A 13,901-nucleotide genomic window follows, 5' to 3' on the forward strand; every position below is an offset into this window, starting at 1 on the left:
CCCGATCACATGAACGGGCTGCTGCAGCGAACAAAACAATAGCGAAATTTTGCAAAACCTGCATGGTCGGGACGACGCAAGAAATTGCAGCAAGTGCTACAAGGCGGCCACCCCGCCCGTACCAGCTGTAGCCCTCAGGCCGCTTCCATCGACTCCGCGCCCATCGCGTCGTTGCCCGCCTCGCCGAGCCAGCGGCGCTTGTCGCGCAGCGGCGGTGCGCCGAACATGCGGCCGTACTCGCGCGCGAACTGCGACGGGCTTTCGTAGCCCACGTTGTGCGCGGCACTCGCCACGTCGGCGCCGGCAATCAGCATCTGGCGGCGCGCCTCCTGCAGGCGCAGCTGCTTCTGGTACTGCAGCGGGCTCATCGCTGTGACGGCCTTGAAGTGATGGTGGAACGACGACACGCTCATGTGCACTGCCCGCGCCATGTCTTCCACCCGCAGCGACTGCGCGTAGTTGACGCGCAGCGCGCTGATGGCCTTGGCAATGCGCTGGGTGTGGCTGTCCTGCAGCGCGATCTGCCGCAGGCGCGCGCCTTCGCCGTTCACCAGCAGGCGGTACATGATCTCGCGCTTGATGAGCGGCGCCATGATCGGCACGTCTTCCGGCGTGTCGAGCAGCCGCAGCAGGCGCAGCACCGGCTCAAGCACTGGCATGGCGATGCGGTTGACGTACATGCCGCGCGAGGCCGGCGCGTTGGCCTTGGCCGGCAGTTTCTCGTCGCCGATGAGGTCGCCAATTTCGTCGAGGGCCAGCTCCAGCCGCACGCCGAGGTACGGCTCTTTCTCGCTCGTCACGCACACCTGGCCGCACACCGGCAGGTCGACCGAGGTGACGAGGTAATGCATGGGGTCGTACACGTAGATGTCGTCGCCCACGATGATCCGCTTGGAGCCTTGTGCAATGAGGCCCAGCGCCGGCGACGCAAAGCCGTGCTTGGGGCCTTCGGGCTTGCTGATGCAGAACACCTGCAGGCCGGACACGGCGGTGATGACTGTGCCGTCCTGCCCCTGGGTGATGTGCTCGATCAGCGCCACCAGTTCCTTGCGGGCTTCGTCGAGTTCGGGTTCCAGCGGCATCGGCTGGGCGATGACGGCGGCGATTTCGGGTGTTTCGTCGGGCATGTTCGGGGCCTTGTCGCGGTGGGAGGCTAGGGAATGACCACCATGGAGGATTGAGCGGTTTTGTAGCTTAGCGCGCCTCCCTTGGATTCGCACCTGCCGGCGGGGAGGTCTGGAGAATCAGGCAAATACTTTGCAGGAACGCGCTCGCCACGCCGGGGGCGGCAGCCGGATACTTTTTGCAGTCGCCCGGGCTTTCCGGCCCTTTCGGCCTCCCTCGGGCGCCTCCACCGCAAAGGATTCCTCCATGCAATACCGCAAATTCGGCCGCACCGGCCTCTTCGTTTCCGAGCTGTGCCTCGGCACCATGACTTTCGGCGGCTCCTCCGGCATCTGGGGCCAGATCGGCAACCTGCAGCAGTCCGAGGCCGAAGGGCTGATCGGCAAGGCCATGGACGCCGGCATCAACTTCATCGACACGGCGGACGTGTACTCCGACGGCCAGTCAGAAATCATCACCGGCCAGGCGCTGAAGAACCTCAAGGCGCCGCGCGACAGTTTCGTGCTCGCCACCAAGGTTCTGGGCGAAACCGGCAGCAAGGGCGTCAACTCGGCCGGCGCCTCGCGTTTTCACATCATGGATGGCGTGAAGGCCAGCCTGCAGCGCCTGCAGCTCGACCACATCGACCTGTACCAGATCCATGGTTTCGACCCGGCCACGCCCATCGAGGAAACCGTGCACGCGCTGGACAACCTCGTGCGCCAGGGCCACGTGCGCTACGTGGGCGTGTCGAACTGGGCGGCCTGGCAGATCGCGAAGGCGCTGGGCATCGCCGAGCGCGACCGGCTGGCGCGCTTCGAATCGCTGCAGGCCTACTACACGATCGCCGGGCGCGACCTGGAGCGCGAGCTGGCGCCGATGCTGCGCAGCGAGAACGTCGGGCTGATGGTCTGGAGCCCGCTCGCGGGTGGCCTGCTGAGCGGCAAGTTCGGCCGCAATACCGAAGCGGAAAAAGGCAGCCGCCGCACCACCTTCGACTTTCCGCCGGTGAACGTCGAACGCGCCTACGACTGCATCGACGTGATGCGCCAACTGGCCGAGGCGCGCAAGGTGTCGGTCGCGCAGATCGCGCTGGCATGGCTGCTGCACCAGCAGGTGGTGACCAGCGTGATCATCGGCGCCAAGCGCGCCGAGCAGCTGGACGACAACATCGCCGCCACGGCCATCAAGCTCACGGCCGATGAACTCGCCACGCTGGACAAGGTGAGCGCGCTGCCGGCCGAGTACCCGGGCTGGATGCTGGAACGCCAGGGCGGCGTGCGCGGCAAGCGGCTGGTGGAATCAAACCAGCGCGGCTGAGACTTCCGACGCAGCAGCGCGGCGCGCGGCATGCGCCGCCGTCGCACGCAGTGCGCGCAGGTCGATGTGGCGGGCCGCGCTGGCCGCATCGGGGTGTTCGAGGTGCGGCACGATGCCGAGCAAGGGCGCACCGAGACGCGCGCGCAGCGTCTGCAGATTGGCCTGCGGCGCGAGCATCGACGGATCGACCATGCTCGCCATCCAGCCGGCCAGCACGAGGCCACGCGCGCGAACGGCCTCGGCGCTCAGCAGCGCGTGGTTGAGGCAACCCAGTCGAAGGCCGACCACGAGGATCACAGGCAGGCCCAGCGCCACAGCGAGATCGGCACTGTCGAGGTCGTCGCCGAACGGCACGCAGAAGCCGCCCACACCTTCGACCACCACCGCATCGGCACGCGCCGACAGTTCCGCGAAGGCCGAGAGCATCGGCTGCAGCGCGATGTGCACGCCCTCTTCCCTGGCCGCCAGGTGCGGCGACATCGGCGCGCGCAGCAGGTACGGGCAGCGCAGCGCCAGCGGCGCATCGACGTTGCCGGCCGCGTGCAACTGCTCCACGTCTTCGTTGCGCCATTCGCCATTCATGTCTTCCAGCCCCGCGGCCACCGGCTTCATGCCGACCGCGCGCAGGCCAGAGCCGGCCAGCAGGCTCAGCATGGCGCTGCTGACCAGCGTCTTGCCGATGCCCGTGTCGGTGCCGGTCACGAACCAGGCCCGGCGCGTCATGCGGCTTCCTTCAAAGGCTGCGCGAGGGCTTCGCCCAACGCATCGACCAGCCGCGCGACATCGGCCTCGCTGTGGCTGGCCGACAGCGCGATGCGCAACCGCGCCGTGCCGGCGGGCACGGTCGGCGGGCGGATCGCGCCGACGCGCAGGCCGCGCGCATCGAGCTGTGCCATGACTCGCATCGCGCGTGCGTTGTCGCCGACGATCAGCGGCTGGATTGCGGTGGGTGACTCCGGCAGCCACGCGCTTCTATCTGCTGGCAGCACTTCCTTCAGGCCGCGACGCAACTGCGCGATGCGGGCCTGCAGCCGCGCACGGCGTTCCGCACCCTCCTCGCCCTCGATCAGCGTCAGGCTCGCGAGCAGCGCATGTGCGACGGCTGGCGGCGCGGCGGTGGTGAAGATGTAGGGCCGCGCGCGCTGCACCAGGTAGTCGATGACGGTACGGTGCGCCGCTACGAAAGCGCCCGACACGCCAGCCGCCTTGCCCAGCGTGCCCACCAGCACCAGTCGCTCCGAGCGCAGGCTCATTGCTTCGAGCACGCCGCGCCCCGTGTCGCCCAGCACGCCGAAGCCGTGCGCGTCGTCGATCACCAGCCAGGCGTCGTGCCGCTCGGCCAGTGCGAGCAGTTCGGCCACCGGCGCGATGTGGCCATCCATGCTGAACACCGCATCGCTCACGATGAGCTTGACCGGCGCATCGCAAGCCGCGAGTTGCGCGTCGAGCGCGGCCACGTCGCAATGTGGATAGCGCTCGACGCGCGCCTTGGCCAGCCGCGCGCCGTCGATCAGCGAGGCATGGTTGAGCGACTCCGAAAAGATGACGGCCTCCGCTCCGCCGAGCGCGGACAGCACCGCGAGGTTGGCCATGTAGCCGGTGCAGAAGAACAGGCTCTGCGCCTCGGGAATGAAAGGCACCATCCAGCCGGCCAGCCGCTCTTCGAGCAGTGCGTGGGCACGCGAGTGGCCAAGGATCAGGTGCGAACCGCCGCTGCCGGTGCCGTACAGCGCCGCGCCTTCGGCCCATGCCTTCGCCAATGTGGGGTGCGCGGCGAGGCCGAGATAGTCGTTGCTGCTGAAGCCGAGCATGGTGCGCGGAGCGGTCGCGCCGGCCAGCGTCAAGGTCTGTTCGGGGGCGCAGGCAGTCTCGGCGATTTGCCTGCGGCGGCGCAGCGACTGGGCGTCGAGCGCATGGATCTCGCCCTGCAGGCGGTCAAGCAAGCGCGACATCGCGGGCTCCTTCCTTTGAACTCGTGGCCATGACGGCTTTCAGCGTGGCCAGCGTGCCGTCGACCAGCTGGTCGATCTCGCCGTCGTTGATCGCATACGGCGGCATGAGGTAGACGGTGTTGCCGATAGGCCGCATCAGCAGCCCCTGCGCACGCGCCGCCATGTGGAAGCGCTCGGCAAAGCGCGCGCCGGGCTCACGCACGTCGAAGGCCGTGATCATTCCCCGCTGCCGCAGGTGATCGACCGGCTGGCCCTCGAGCCCGTCGTGCAGTCGCTGCAGCAGGCGCGCCGCCCGGCTGCGGTTGCGCTGCAGCGCGTCTTCGCTCTTGAACAGGTCCAGCGTGGCCACCGCCGCGCGGCAGGCCAGCGCGTTGCCGGTGTACGAATGCGAATGCAGAAAGCTGCGCGCCACGTCGTCGTCGACAAAGCCTTCGTAGATGGCGTCACGCGTCATCACCAACGCCAGCGGCAGGTAGCCGCCGCTGATGCCCTTCGAGAGGCACAGGAAGTCAGGCCAGATGCCGGCCTGCTCGCACGCGAAGAAGCTGCCGGTGCGGCCGCAGCCCACCGCTATCTCGTCGGCGATGAGGTGAACTTGGTAGCGGTCGCACAAGGCGCGCACGAGCCGCAGGTATTCAGGGTCGTGCATCGCCATGCCGGTGGCGCATTGCACCAGCGGCTCGACGATCACGGCGGCGATGGTGTCGTGCTGTTCGGCCAGCAGAGCTTCGAGTTCGGCTGCGGCGCGGCGGGCGACGGCGGCCGCGTTTTCGCCCGGCTTGGCGTTGCGTGCATCAGGTGAAGCAACGAGGTGCGCATTCGCGAGCAAGGGGGAGTAGGCGTCGCGGAACACCGGCACGTCGGTCACGTGCAAGGCGCCGAGCGTCTCGCCGTGGTAGCCCTGCTTCAGCGCGACGAAGCGCTGCTTGCCGCCACGGCCAGCGTTGCGCCAGGCGTGGAAGCTCATCTTCAGCGCGATCTCCACCGCAGAAGCGCCATCGGAGGCGTAGAAGCAATGGCCCAGCGCGTGCCCCGTCAGCGCGGACAGGCGCTCGGCCAGTTCCACGGCCGGGGCATGCGTGCAGCCCGCGAGCATCACGTGCGACAGCTTGTCGAGCTGGTCTTTCAGCGCGGCATTGAGCGCGGGGTGTGCGTGGCCGAAAAGGTTGACCCACCACGAGCTGGTGGCGTCGAGGTAGCGGCGGTCTTCATGGTCGAAAAGCCAGACCCCCTCGCCTCGCGCGATGGGCAACGGCGGCACCGCTTCGAGGCGAATGCTCTGCGTGCACGGATGCCAGACATGGCGCCGGCTGCGTTGCTGCAAAGCGGCATTGGGAGATGAGGAAGAAGCAGTCGTAGAAGGCACCCGCGCATTCCTTTCGTGAGGGCAAGGCGCGGGATCGTATCGATGGGTTCACCGTGCGGCAAACCGCTGGACGGCTTGCGAAATGACGGACGAATCAGCGACGTTTGCAGGCGTAGAAGCCGCGTTCGGAGCAACGTCAACGAACAAGACGGCTTCTCGCGCCCGGGCCGCCATGGCGGGAAAACGCAAGTTGTCCGGCTGCCGCCAGAAACATGTCACGAATGTCCGGTTTTAGCGACTTCACGGCCTGAGACCCGGATATCGGACAGCATATTGGCGGGTTTCAGCGGTCCGGACTCTTCTTCACCAGCGCGGAGATGTACTCACCCAATGAAATCGCGCCGCGCTCCGGCTTGTCGGGCGGTTCGTAGTGCTGGTCCAGCGTGACGCGCGTCATGGCCGCGTACGACCTGGCGGCAGCGTCGGAAAAGCCCAGCGACTTGAACGCCTTCTCCCACTGCTCGCGCGGCGTCTCGACCACCTCCACCGGTCGCCCCAGCGCTTGCGAGAAAGCCCTCGCCACGTCGCCCGCCGAATAGTGCTCCGGCCCCTCGACGTGATGCGGCCCCGAGGACTCGGGCGGGCCCAGCATCAGCCTGGCGGCGAACTGCCCGAGATCGTGCGGCGCCACCATCGGCAAGCTGAAGTCGGCGGGGTACATGCTGTACACCTTGCCCTCTTCACGCGCGGTCTTCAGCGAAGCGTCCCAGTTGCTCATGTAGTACGCGGCGCGAATGGCGCTGAACGGCATCGGGCCGGCGCGCAACGCCTGCTCCATGTCGTACAGCACGCCCAGGTCGCCCAGGCCCTCGCCGGGCTGCGCGCCGTAGGTCGACTCGGCGACGATCTTCTCGAGCCTGCAGCCTTCGAGCGCCGAGAGAATGGCGCGCAGGCTCCTGTGATCTTCGGCCACCGTGTCGGTCGAGGGCGCTGCCGGCGGGTTCAACACGAACAACCGATGGCCGCCCTTGAACACGCGGTGCAGCGCATGCGTGTCGAACACGTCGACCACGGCCACGTGCGCGCCCTTGGTCCGCAGGGCTTCGGCCTTGTGCGCATCGCGCGTCACCACCGTCACCGGCTCGCTGCGCGCGAGCAGGTCTTGCGCCAGCGCCGAGCCGACGTGGCCCGTCGCTCCCAGAATGATGTGCATCGTCGGCTCCGTGTCAGCCGCGCTTTTCGGCGTTGCGCCTCCGCGTGGCGGCGGCCTTCATCGCGGAAGCCGAGCGTGCGGCCGATGGGCGATGCGCGGCGGCAGCGCCACCCATGCGCCCACCCTTGCGTGCCGGCGCATGGTTCTCGGCCTTGCCGCGCCCGGAGCCCGACTTCTTGCCGCCGCCGGTCTCGGCATTCACCGTGGCCCAGGCGCGACGCTCGGCTTCGGCCTTGCCCACGCCGCGGTGTTCGTAGCCTTCCTCGATGTGCTCGGCCTGTCGCTTCTGCTTGTCCGTGTAGGACGACTTGTCGCCTCTTGGCATGGCATTGCTCCTGCTCGATGAGAAGCCTCCATGCTGGGCGCGCGCGAGGCGCGCCGTGGGTCGGAAGACGCGCGGGCTGCGCGTCAGCCTTGTCTGTCGTGCGTGTCAGGAGCCCGGCTTCATGCGGCGCAGGTGCGCCAGCATCTCTTCTCGGACCACGCCGGTGATGTGGCTGCGCCGCCCGTTCTCCAGCATGCCCAGCCGCCGCGCGATCGGCCGGCCGGGCAGCTGCAGCACGCACAGCGCGGGGTCGCTTTCCCAGTCGAAATTTTTCAGCAGCGGCGCCATGGTGAAGCCCACGTTCTTGCGCACGAGCTCCGCAATGGCCAGCAGCGAGTTGAGCTCCAGGAACTCTTTCGGCACCAGCTGCAGCCGCCGCAGGATGCGGTCGATGCGCGCGCCGGTCGGCGTGCGCCGGTCGAAGCGGATGAAGGGCTGGCTGGCGAACAGGCTCGCAATGCTCGTGTCGGGCGCGGCGATGCCCGAGTTGGCGATGACGGTGAGCGTCTCGTCGTAGCACGGCGTCCACAGCAGGCCCGGCACCTCGGGCCATTGCCGCTCGACGACCACGGCCGCGTCGAGCTCGCCGCTCACCACGTCCTGCATCAGCTGAGTCTGCTCGCGCACGCGCAGTTCGACTTCGAGGTTCGGATGCAGCGACTTGAGCTGCGCCAGCGTGCTCGACAGCAAGCCCATGGCCGAGATCAGCGAGCCGAGCTTGATGGTGCCGGCGATCTGCCGCTGGTCTTGCAGGTCGCGCCGCATCGACTCGTATTGCGCCAGCAGCTCTTCGGCGCGCGGCAGCAGCAGATGGCCCGCGGGGCTCAGCACCATGGTGCGGCCGGTCTTGTCGAACAGCGTCTTCTTCATTTCCGCTTCGAGCGCGCGCATCTGCTGGCCCACGGCGGCCTGCGTCAGCGCGACCTGGTCGGCAGCCGCGGCAAAGGAGCCGCCACGGGCGGCGGCCACGAAGGTGCGAAGAAAGCGGATGCTGCTCATGGCGTGTTGCGTGCCGCGGTGAAAGGAAAAGAATTTATTTACTAATTCTAAATAATTTTTAAATTTATTTTTTCCTGTACCTGCCAAAGAATGCGGGCCATGGTCATTGCCCTAGCGCCTTCAGGCGGCAGGCCGATGACAGGAACACCCCAGCCCCTTTCACCTCATGACCACCCCTGAATACTTTCCCCTCGTCGATGTTTCCGGCACGCCGCATGCGCGCGGCCTGCAGCACGGCCGTGCCGTGCCCGAGCGCGTGGCCGGCGGCGTGGCGCTCTACCGCGCCCAGCTCGGCCGCCGCGGCCTGGACGACGCCACCATCCGCCACCTGGCGCAGTCGATGCTGCCGCTGATCGAGGCCTACGACGCGAGCTATCTCGAGGAGATGCGCGGCATCGCCGAAGGCGCCGGCGTGCCGCTCGAAGACATCGTGATGCTCAACTGCCGCACCGAGATGCTCTTCGGCTATGCCGACATGAAGCGCCCCGCCGAAACTTCGGCCGACGCCGCCCCCTCCGAAGACGGCGACTGCACCGGCCTCGTCGTGCTGCCCGCGCGCTCGGCCACCGGCCGCCTGATGCACGCCCACAACTGGGACTGGCGCCAGGAATGCGTGGACACCGGCATCGTGCTGCGCATCCGCAATGCAGGTGGCCCCGACATGCTCACCTTCACCGAAGCCGGCGCGCTGGCCCGGCACGGCTTCAACAGCAACGGCGTGTCGCTCACCGGTAATTCGCTGACCTGCCATGAAGACTTCCAGAAAGGCGCCGGCGTGCCGCTGGTGCTGCTGCGCCGACGTGTACTGGAGGCCACCAACCTCGCGCAGGCGATGAAGACCATCTGGGCCTCGAAGCGCTACTGCGCCAACAACATGATCCTGGCGCAGGCCAGCGGCAACGACGGCTCGGGCATCAGCCTCGAGACCTCGCCCGGCGAGATCTTCTGGACGCTGCCCGAAAACGACCTGCTCGTGCATGCCAACCACTGGATGTCGCCCTCGGCCGTCATCAAGCTGCGCGACCCGGGCCTGCCGCAGCGCCCTGACAGCATCTACCGTCAGCACCGCGTGGAGAACGCCCTGCGCCGCGTGGAGGGCCGCATCGACTGGACCGACGTGAAGGCCGCGCTCGCCGACGAATTCGGCAAGCCCGACGGCGTGCTGCGCACCCCGAAGCCGGCCGACTTCAGCAGCATCTCGGCCACCGTGGCCACCACGCTCATGGACGCGGCCAACCGCGTGATGTGGGTCGCGCGCAAGCCTTACGAGGCCCGCAATTTCCAGGAATACACGCTTTGATCGCCCCGCTCCCATGACCCAGAACACTTCCACCGAAGCCCCCACGGCCCTGGCCGACCAGCGCGCCCGCTCCATCTACGACCTGGGCCCCAGCACCATCTACGCCTCGCGCAGCGACCCGCGCTTTTCTTACTGCACCTACGTGCCCGAGCACATCGGCAAGCCCGGCGCGCGGCCGATGCAGCTGGTGGTGGTGATGCACGGTACCGGCCGCGGCTTCGTCAACTACCGCGAGGCCTTCAGCGGCTTCGCCAAGTGGAACGACTGCATCGTGCTGTGCCCGCTGTTCCCGGCCGGCGTGCGCGGCGACGGCAATCGCGACGGCTTCAAGCACCTGATCGAGGCCGACATCCACTACGACCGCATCCTGCTCGACATGGTGGCCGAGGTGGGCGAGAAGTTCGGCTGCGACTTCAGCCAGTTCGCGCTCTTCGGCTACTCGGGCGGCGGCCAGTTCGCCAATCGCTTCGCAATGCTGCACCCCGAGCGACTGTGGGCCGTGTCGATAGGCGCGCCCGGCTCGGTCACGCTGATCGACCCCGAGCAAGGCTGGTGGGTGGGCACGAAAGATTTTGCCGGCCGCTTCGGCAAGCCGATGAACCTCGAAGCCCTGCGCCGCGTGCCGGTCCACATGATCGCCGGCAAGGCCGACATCGAGACCTGGGAGATCACGCACCGCGAAGGGGGCAAGTACTACATGCCCGGCGCCAACGATGCCGGCCGCACCCGGCCCGAGCGGCTGGAAACGCTGCGCCGCTCATTCGAGGCGGCGGGCGTGAAGGTCACTTTCGACCTGCTCGACAACGTGCCGCACAACGGCCTGGCCTGCGTGGGCCACGTGCAGGACTTCTTCGCCGACGCACTGCATGCGCTGCGCGAGCCGCGCGCCGCATAACAAGGAAGACGGCCCATGTTCCGTTTCGCAGCGTCCCGCATCGCCATGGCGATACCCACACTGCTCATCGTGGCAGTGTCGGTGTTCGTGCTGATACGGCTGATTCCCGGGGACCCCGCGCAGTTGCTGCTGGGCGACCTCGCCACGCCGGCCAGCCTGGCCGAGCTGCGTGCCCGCCTCGGGCTCGACCGCTCGCTGCCGGCGCAGTTCGGCATCTGGTTCGGCCACGTGCTGCAGGGCGACCTGGGCACCTCGATCAACAGCGGGCAGGACGTACTCTCGCTGGTGACCGACCGCTTTCTCATCAGCGGCCGCATCGTGCTGGTGGCCGTGGCACTGGCCGCGATGGTGGCGGTGCCCGCCGGCATGATCGCCGCGTGGAAGCAGAACCGCGCGCCCGACCTGCTGCTGGTCGGCACGGCCACGCTGCTGGTCTCCATTCCGACCTTCTGGCTGGGCCTGCTGTTGCTGCTGCTGTTCGGCCTGAAGCTGGGCTGGCTGCCGGTGGTGGGCTACGTGGGCATCGCCGAAGACTGGAAGAACGGCCTGCTCTACCTGGTGCTGCCGGTGCTCACGCTGTTCCTGCACGAGATCGGCGTGCTGATGCGCATGGCGCGCGCCAGTACGCTCGAAGTGCTGCGGCTGGACTACATCACGCACGCGCGGGCCAAGGGCCTGTCGGAGCGCGCGGTGTTGATGCGCCATGCCTTCAAGAACGCTTTCGGGCCAACGTGGACGCTCATCGGCCTGGTGCTGGGCAACCTGCTCGGCGGCATCGCGGTGGTGGAAACGGTGTTCACCATTCCCGGGCTGGGCCGGCTGCTGGTCGATGCGATCTTCGCGCGCGACTACCCGGTGATACAGGGCTGCCTGCTGTTCGTGGCGGTTATCTACGTGGTGGTGAACCTCGTCATCGACCTTTGCTACCCCTTCTTCGACCCGAGAGTCGCCGTCGAATGAGCACGATGAAACGCAAGAAGCGCATTCCCCTCAACGCCTTGATCGGCATCGTCATCGTCGGTTTGATCGCGGCCGCGGCGCTCGTCAGCCTCGTGTGGACGCCGCACGATCCGCTGCGCATCAACTTCGGCTCGCGCCTGAAGCTGCCGGGCGGCTCCTTCCTGCTGGGCACCGACGAATTCGGCCGCGACGAGCTCTCCCGCCTCATGGCCGGCGCCGCCACCAGCGTGTGGATCGCAGTGCTGACTGTCGGCTTCTCGATCGTGGTGGGCAGCATCGTCGGCGTGCTGACGGGCTTCCTGCGCGGCTGGACCGACCGCATCGTGATGGCCTTCAACAACGCACTGCTGGCCTTCCCCGGCCTGCTGCTGGCGCTGGGCCTGCTCGCGGTGGTGGGTGCGAACCAGTACGGCATCATCCTGGCGCTCGGGCTGGCCTACACGCCCTCGGTGACGCGCATCGTGCGCGGCACGGTGCTGTCGCTGCGCGAAAAGGAATTCATCGAATCCTCGCGCGTGCTGGGCAACTCCGAGCTCTACACCATGGTGCGCCACGTGCTGCCCAACTGCACCGCGCCGCTGACGGTGCTGGCCACTTCGATGTTCGGCTGGGTCATATTGGCCGAGAGCGCGCTGTCGTTCCTTGGCCTCGGCGTGCCGCCGCCGGCGCCCACCTGGGGCAACATGCTCGCCTCGGCCCGCCCGTTCATGGCGCAGGCCAGCTACCTTTCAATTCTTCCGGGCCTGTGCATCGCACTGACGCTGCTGGGCATCAACCTGCTGGGCGACGCGGTGCGCGACTGGCTCGATCCGCGCATGAAGGGCGTGCAATGACGACCACTACAAACGGCCCGCTGGTCAGCGTGGAAGGGCTGACGCTCGCCGTCGGCATGGGCGGGCGCGAGATCGTGCGCAACGTGTCCTTCGACATCGCACCGGGCGAGATGGTCGGCATCGTGGGCGAATCGGGCAGCGGCAAGACGCAGGCGGCGCGCGCCATCATGGGCCTCACGCCCCCGCCACTGGTGCGCACCGCGGGGCGCATCCTGTTCGAGGGCGAAGACCTGGCGCTGGCCAAGCCGGCGCGGCTGCGCGAGCTGCGCGGCGCGCGCGTGGGCATGGTGTTCCAGGAGCCGATGACTTCGCTGAACCCGTCGATGACTATCGGCAAGCAGCTCGGAGAGGCGCTGGCGCTGCACCGACGCGAGCTGCCTGCGGCCGCGCGGCAGGCGCGCATCCTCGACATGCTGGCGCGCGTCGGCATCCGCGACCCCAAGGGCGCCCTCGATGCATGGCCGCACGAGTTCTCGGGCGGCATGCGCCAGCGGATGATGCTGGCCTCGGTGATGCTGCTGGAGCCCGCGCTGCTGATTGCCGATGAGCCGACCACCGCGCTCGACGCCGTGGTGCAGCGCGACGTGCTGGAACTCATGGTGGGCCTTACGCGCGAAAACAACACGGCCGTGCTGATGATCAGCCACGACCTGCCGATGGTGGCGCGCTTCACGCAGCGCATGGTCGTGATGCGGCACGGCGAGGTAAAGGAAACCGGCCGCACCGACGACATGCTCGAACAGCCGAAGCACGAATACACGCGCGAGCTGCTGCAGGCCATGCCGCGCCGCCTGCCCGCACGCCAGGTGGCCGACGAGGCTCCGGTCGTCGAAGTGCGCAACCTGGTGGTCGACTACGCGGGCCACCGCCGCCTTTTCACCAAGGCTGTACCCAAGCGCGCGCTGCACGGCATCGACCTGGTGGTGCGCCCGCGCGAGGTGGTCGCGGTGGTCGGCGGCTCGGGCTCGGGCAAGACCACGCTGGGCCGCACCATCGCCGGGCTGCTCAAGCCCAGCGGTGGCGAAATCCTGTTCCGCGGCCGGCCCATCCTGCGTTCCGATGCGGGGTGGTCCGACTACCGGCTGCAGTGCCAGATGGTCTTCCAGGACCCGTATGCCTCGCTCGATCCGCGCATGACCATCGACCAGCTGGTGGGCGAAGGCCTGCGACTCATCAAGGGCATGTCGGCGACCGACAAGGCGCGCCGCGTGCAGGAAGTGCTAGACGAGGTCGGGCTCGGCGCGTCCTTTGCGACGCGCTATGCGCACGAGCTGTCGGGCGGCCAGCGCCAGCGCGTGGCGATCGCGCGCGCCATCGTGCGCCGGCCGGCCTTCGTAATTGCCGACGAACCGGTGTCGGCGCTCGACGTGACGGTGCGCGCGCAGGTGCTGGAGCTGTTCGCCGAGCTGCAGAAGCGCCATGGCTTCTCGTGTCTTTTTATCAGCCACGACCTCGGTGTGGTCGAGCAAGTGGCCGACCGCGTGATCGTGATGCAGGACGGCCGCATCGTCGAGCAAGGCCCGCGCGACGCGGTGTTCGACGCGCCGCAGCAGGACTACACGCGCAAGCTGCTGTCGGCCATTCCAGCGCTGGAGCCGACCGCCGGCGGCGGTGTGCGGCTGCGCTGGCGCTTCGGCGCCGAAGCCCCGGCCTTCGCCTGATTTTTCTTTTTGCAATCGCACCGCAGGAGTCCT

At 67.9% G+C, this 13,901-nt stretch carries 13 protein-coding genes; 6 read left to right on the plus strand and 7 right to left on the minus strand.

Annotated features, from left to right (window positions below; translation table 11 throughout):
* Window positions 1-134: 134 nt before the first annotated feature.
* Window positions 135-1,127, minus strand: coding sequence for an AraC family transcriptional regulator (locus BLW48_RS07435; RefSeq protein WP_093173790.1), 993 nt, complete (start codon window positions 1,125-1,127; stop codon window positions 135-137).
* Between the two features lie 244 nt (window positions 1,128-1,371).
* On the opposite strand from BLW48_RS07435, the gene BLW48_RS07440 reads away from it, so the two are divergent.
* Window positions 1,372-2,424: an aldo/keto reductase gene (locus tag BLW48_RS07440; protein ID WP_093054881.1), complete on the plus strand. Its 1,053-nt coding sequence runs from the start codon at window positions 1,372-1,374 to the stop codon at window positions 2,422-2,424.
* Here BLW48_RS07440 and bioD read toward each other — a convergent pair.
* The 6 genes from bioD to BLW48_RS07470 all read right to left on the minus strand — a co-directional run bounded on the left by bioD (window position 2,407) and on the right by BLW48_RS07470 (window position 8,219).
* On the minus strand, window positions 2,407-3,147 hold the full coding sequence (gene bioD / locus BLW48_RS07445) for a dethiobiotin synthase (RefSeq protein ID WP_093173792.1): 741 nt from the start codon (window positions 3,145-3,147) through the stop codon (window positions 2,407-2,409). The two genes, BLW48_RS07440 and bioD, sit on opposite strands and share 18 nt — an antisense overlap.
* Complete coding sequence (bioF, locus tag BLW48_RS07450) at window positions 3,144-4,376, minus strand: 8-amino-7-oxononanoate synthase (protein WP_093173794.1); 1,233 nt, start codon at window positions 4,374-4,376, stop codon at window positions 3,144-3,146. Before bioF ends, bioD begins: the two co-directional genes overlap by 4 nt.
* On the minus strand, window positions 4,360-5,742 hold the full coding sequence (gene bioA / locus BLW48_RS07455) for an adenosylmethionine--8-amino-7-oxononanoate transaminase (RefSeq protein ID WP_093173796.1): 1,383 nt from the start codon (window positions 5,740-5,742) through the stop codon (window positions 4,360-4,362). Before bioA ends, bioF begins: the two co-directional genes overlap by 17 nt.
* 283 nt (window positions 5,743-6,025) lie before the next feature.
* Window positions 6,026-6,895 carry an NmrA family NAD(P)-binding protein gene (locus tag BLW48_RS07460; RefSeq protein WP_093173798.1) on the minus strand — a complete coding sequence of 290 codons (870 nt, stop codon included), beginning with the start codon at window positions 6,893-6,895 and terminating at the stop codon, window positions 6,026-6,028.
* A 13-nt stretch (window positions 6,896-6,908) separates the two neighbouring features.
* Entirely contained in the window at window positions 6,909-7,220 is a 312-nt protein-coding gene (locus tag BLW48_RS07465) for a plasmid stabilization protein (RefSeq protein ID WP_093173800.1), read from the minus strand.
* A gap of 105 nt (window positions 7,221-7,325) precedes the next feature.
* Window positions 7,326-8,219, minus strand: a complete 894-nt coding sequence (locus tag BLW48_RS07470) for a LysR substrate-binding domain-containing protein (protein WP_093054870.1) — start codon at window positions 8,217-8,219, stop codon at window positions 7,326-7,328.
* 166 nt (window positions 8,220-8,385) lie between these two features.
* Between BLW48_RS07470 and BLW48_RS07475 the strand changes: the two genes are divergently transcribed.
* The 5 genes from BLW48_RS07475 to BLW48_RS07495 are packed head-to-tail and all read left to right on the plus strand — an operon-like array spanning window position 8,386 to window position 13,868.
* Window positions 8,386-9,519: a C45 family autoproteolytic acyltransferase/hydrolase gene (locus tag BLW48_RS07475; protein ID WP_093173802.1), complete on the plus strand. Its 1,134-nt coding sequence runs from the start codon at window positions 8,386-8,388 to the stop codon at window positions 9,517-9,519.
* A gap of 13 nt (window positions 9,520-9,532) precedes the next feature.
* The gene (locus BLW48_RS07480; protein WP_093054866.1) at window positions 9,533-10,414 is read left to right on the plus strand and encodes an alpha/beta hydrolase family protein; all 882 of its coding nucleotides are present in this window, start codon (window positions 9,533-9,535) and stop codon (window positions 10,412-10,414) included.
* 15 nt (window positions 10,415-10,429) lie between these two features.
* Window positions 10,430-11,374 (plus strand): ABC transporter permease, encoded by a 945-nt coding sequence (locus BLW48_RS07485; protein WP_093054864.1) that lies wholly within the window; start codon window positions 10,430-10,432, stop codon window positions 11,372-11,374.
* A 5-nt stretch (window positions 11,375-11,379) separates the two neighbouring features.
* The gene (locus BLW48_RS07490) at window positions 11,380-12,207 is read left to right on the plus strand and encodes an ABC transporter permease (protein ID WP_093173804.1); all 828 of its coding nucleotides are present in this window, start codon (window positions 11,380-11,382) and stop codon (window positions 12,205-12,207) included.
* A complete protein-coding gene (locus tag BLW48_RS07495; RefSeq protein WP_093173806.1) occupies window positions 12,204-13,868 on the plus strand; it encodes an ABC transporter ATP-binding protein in 1,665 nt (554 codons plus the stop codon). Before BLW48_RS07490 ends, BLW48_RS07495 begins: the two co-directional genes overlap by 4 nt.
* The last annotated feature ends 33 nt before the right edge of the window (window positions 13,869-13,901 follow it).

The sequence above is a fragment of the Variovorax sp. YR266 genome (assembly GCF_900107295.1).
In the GTDB taxonomy this organism is placed as follows: Bacteria; Pseudomonadota; Gammaproteobacteria; order Burkholderiales; family Burkholderiaceae_C; genus Variovorax.

What these genes read in the sequence shown, in the direction of transcription:
- BLW48_RS07435 (WP_093173790.1), bottom strand. Translation starts at nt 1,127, where the DNA reads ATGCCCGACGAAACACCCGAAATCGCCGCCGTCATCGCCCAGCCGATG.
- BLW48_RS07440 (WP_093054881.1), top strand. Translation starts at nt 1,372, where the DNA reads ATGCAATACCGCAAATTCGGCCGCACCGGCCTCTTCGTTTCCGAGCTG.
- bioD (WP_093173792.1), bottom strand. Translation starts at nt 3,147, where the DNA reads ATGACGCGCCGGGCCTGGTTCGTGACCGGCACCGACACGGGCATCGGC.
- bioF (WP_093173794.1), bottom strand. Translation starts at nt 4,376, where the DNA reads ATGTCGCGCTTGCTTGACCGCCTGCAGGGCGAGATCCATGCGCTCGAC.
- BLW48_RS07460 (WP_093173798.1), bottom strand. Translation starts at nt 6,895, where the DNA reads ATGCACATCATTCTGGGAGCGACGGGCCACGTCGGCTCGGCGCTGGCG.
- BLW48_RS07465 (WP_093173800.1), bottom strand. Translation starts at nt 7,220, where the DNA reads ATGCCAAGAGGCGACAAGTCGTCCTACACGGACAAGCAGAAGCGACAG.
- BLW48_RS07470 (WP_093054870.1), bottom strand. Translation starts at nt 8,219, where the DNA reads ATGAGCAGCATCCGCTTTCTTCGCACCTTCGTGGCCGCCGCCCGTGGC.
- BLW48_RS07475 (WP_093173802.1), top strand. Translation starts at nt 8,386, where the DNA reads ATGACCACCCCTGAATACTTTCCCCTCGTCGATGTTTCCGGCACGCCG.
- BLW48_RS07480 (WP_093054866.1), top strand. Translation starts at nt 9,533, where the DNA reads ATGACCCAGAACACTTCCACCGAAGCCCCCACGGCCCTGGCCGACCAG.
- BLW48_RS07485 (WP_093054864.1), top strand. Translation starts at nt 10,430, where the DNA reads ATGTTCCGTTTCGCAGCGTCCCGCATCGCCATGGCGATACCCACACTG.
- BLW48_RS07490 (WP_093173804.1), top strand. Translation starts at nt 11,380, where the DNA reads ATGAAACGCAAGAAGCGCATTCCCCTCAACGCCTTGATCGGCATCGTC.
- BLW48_RS07495 (WP_093173806.1), top strand. Translation starts at nt 12,204, where the DNA reads ATGACGACCACTACAAACGGCCCGCTGGTCAGCGTGGAAGGGCTGACG.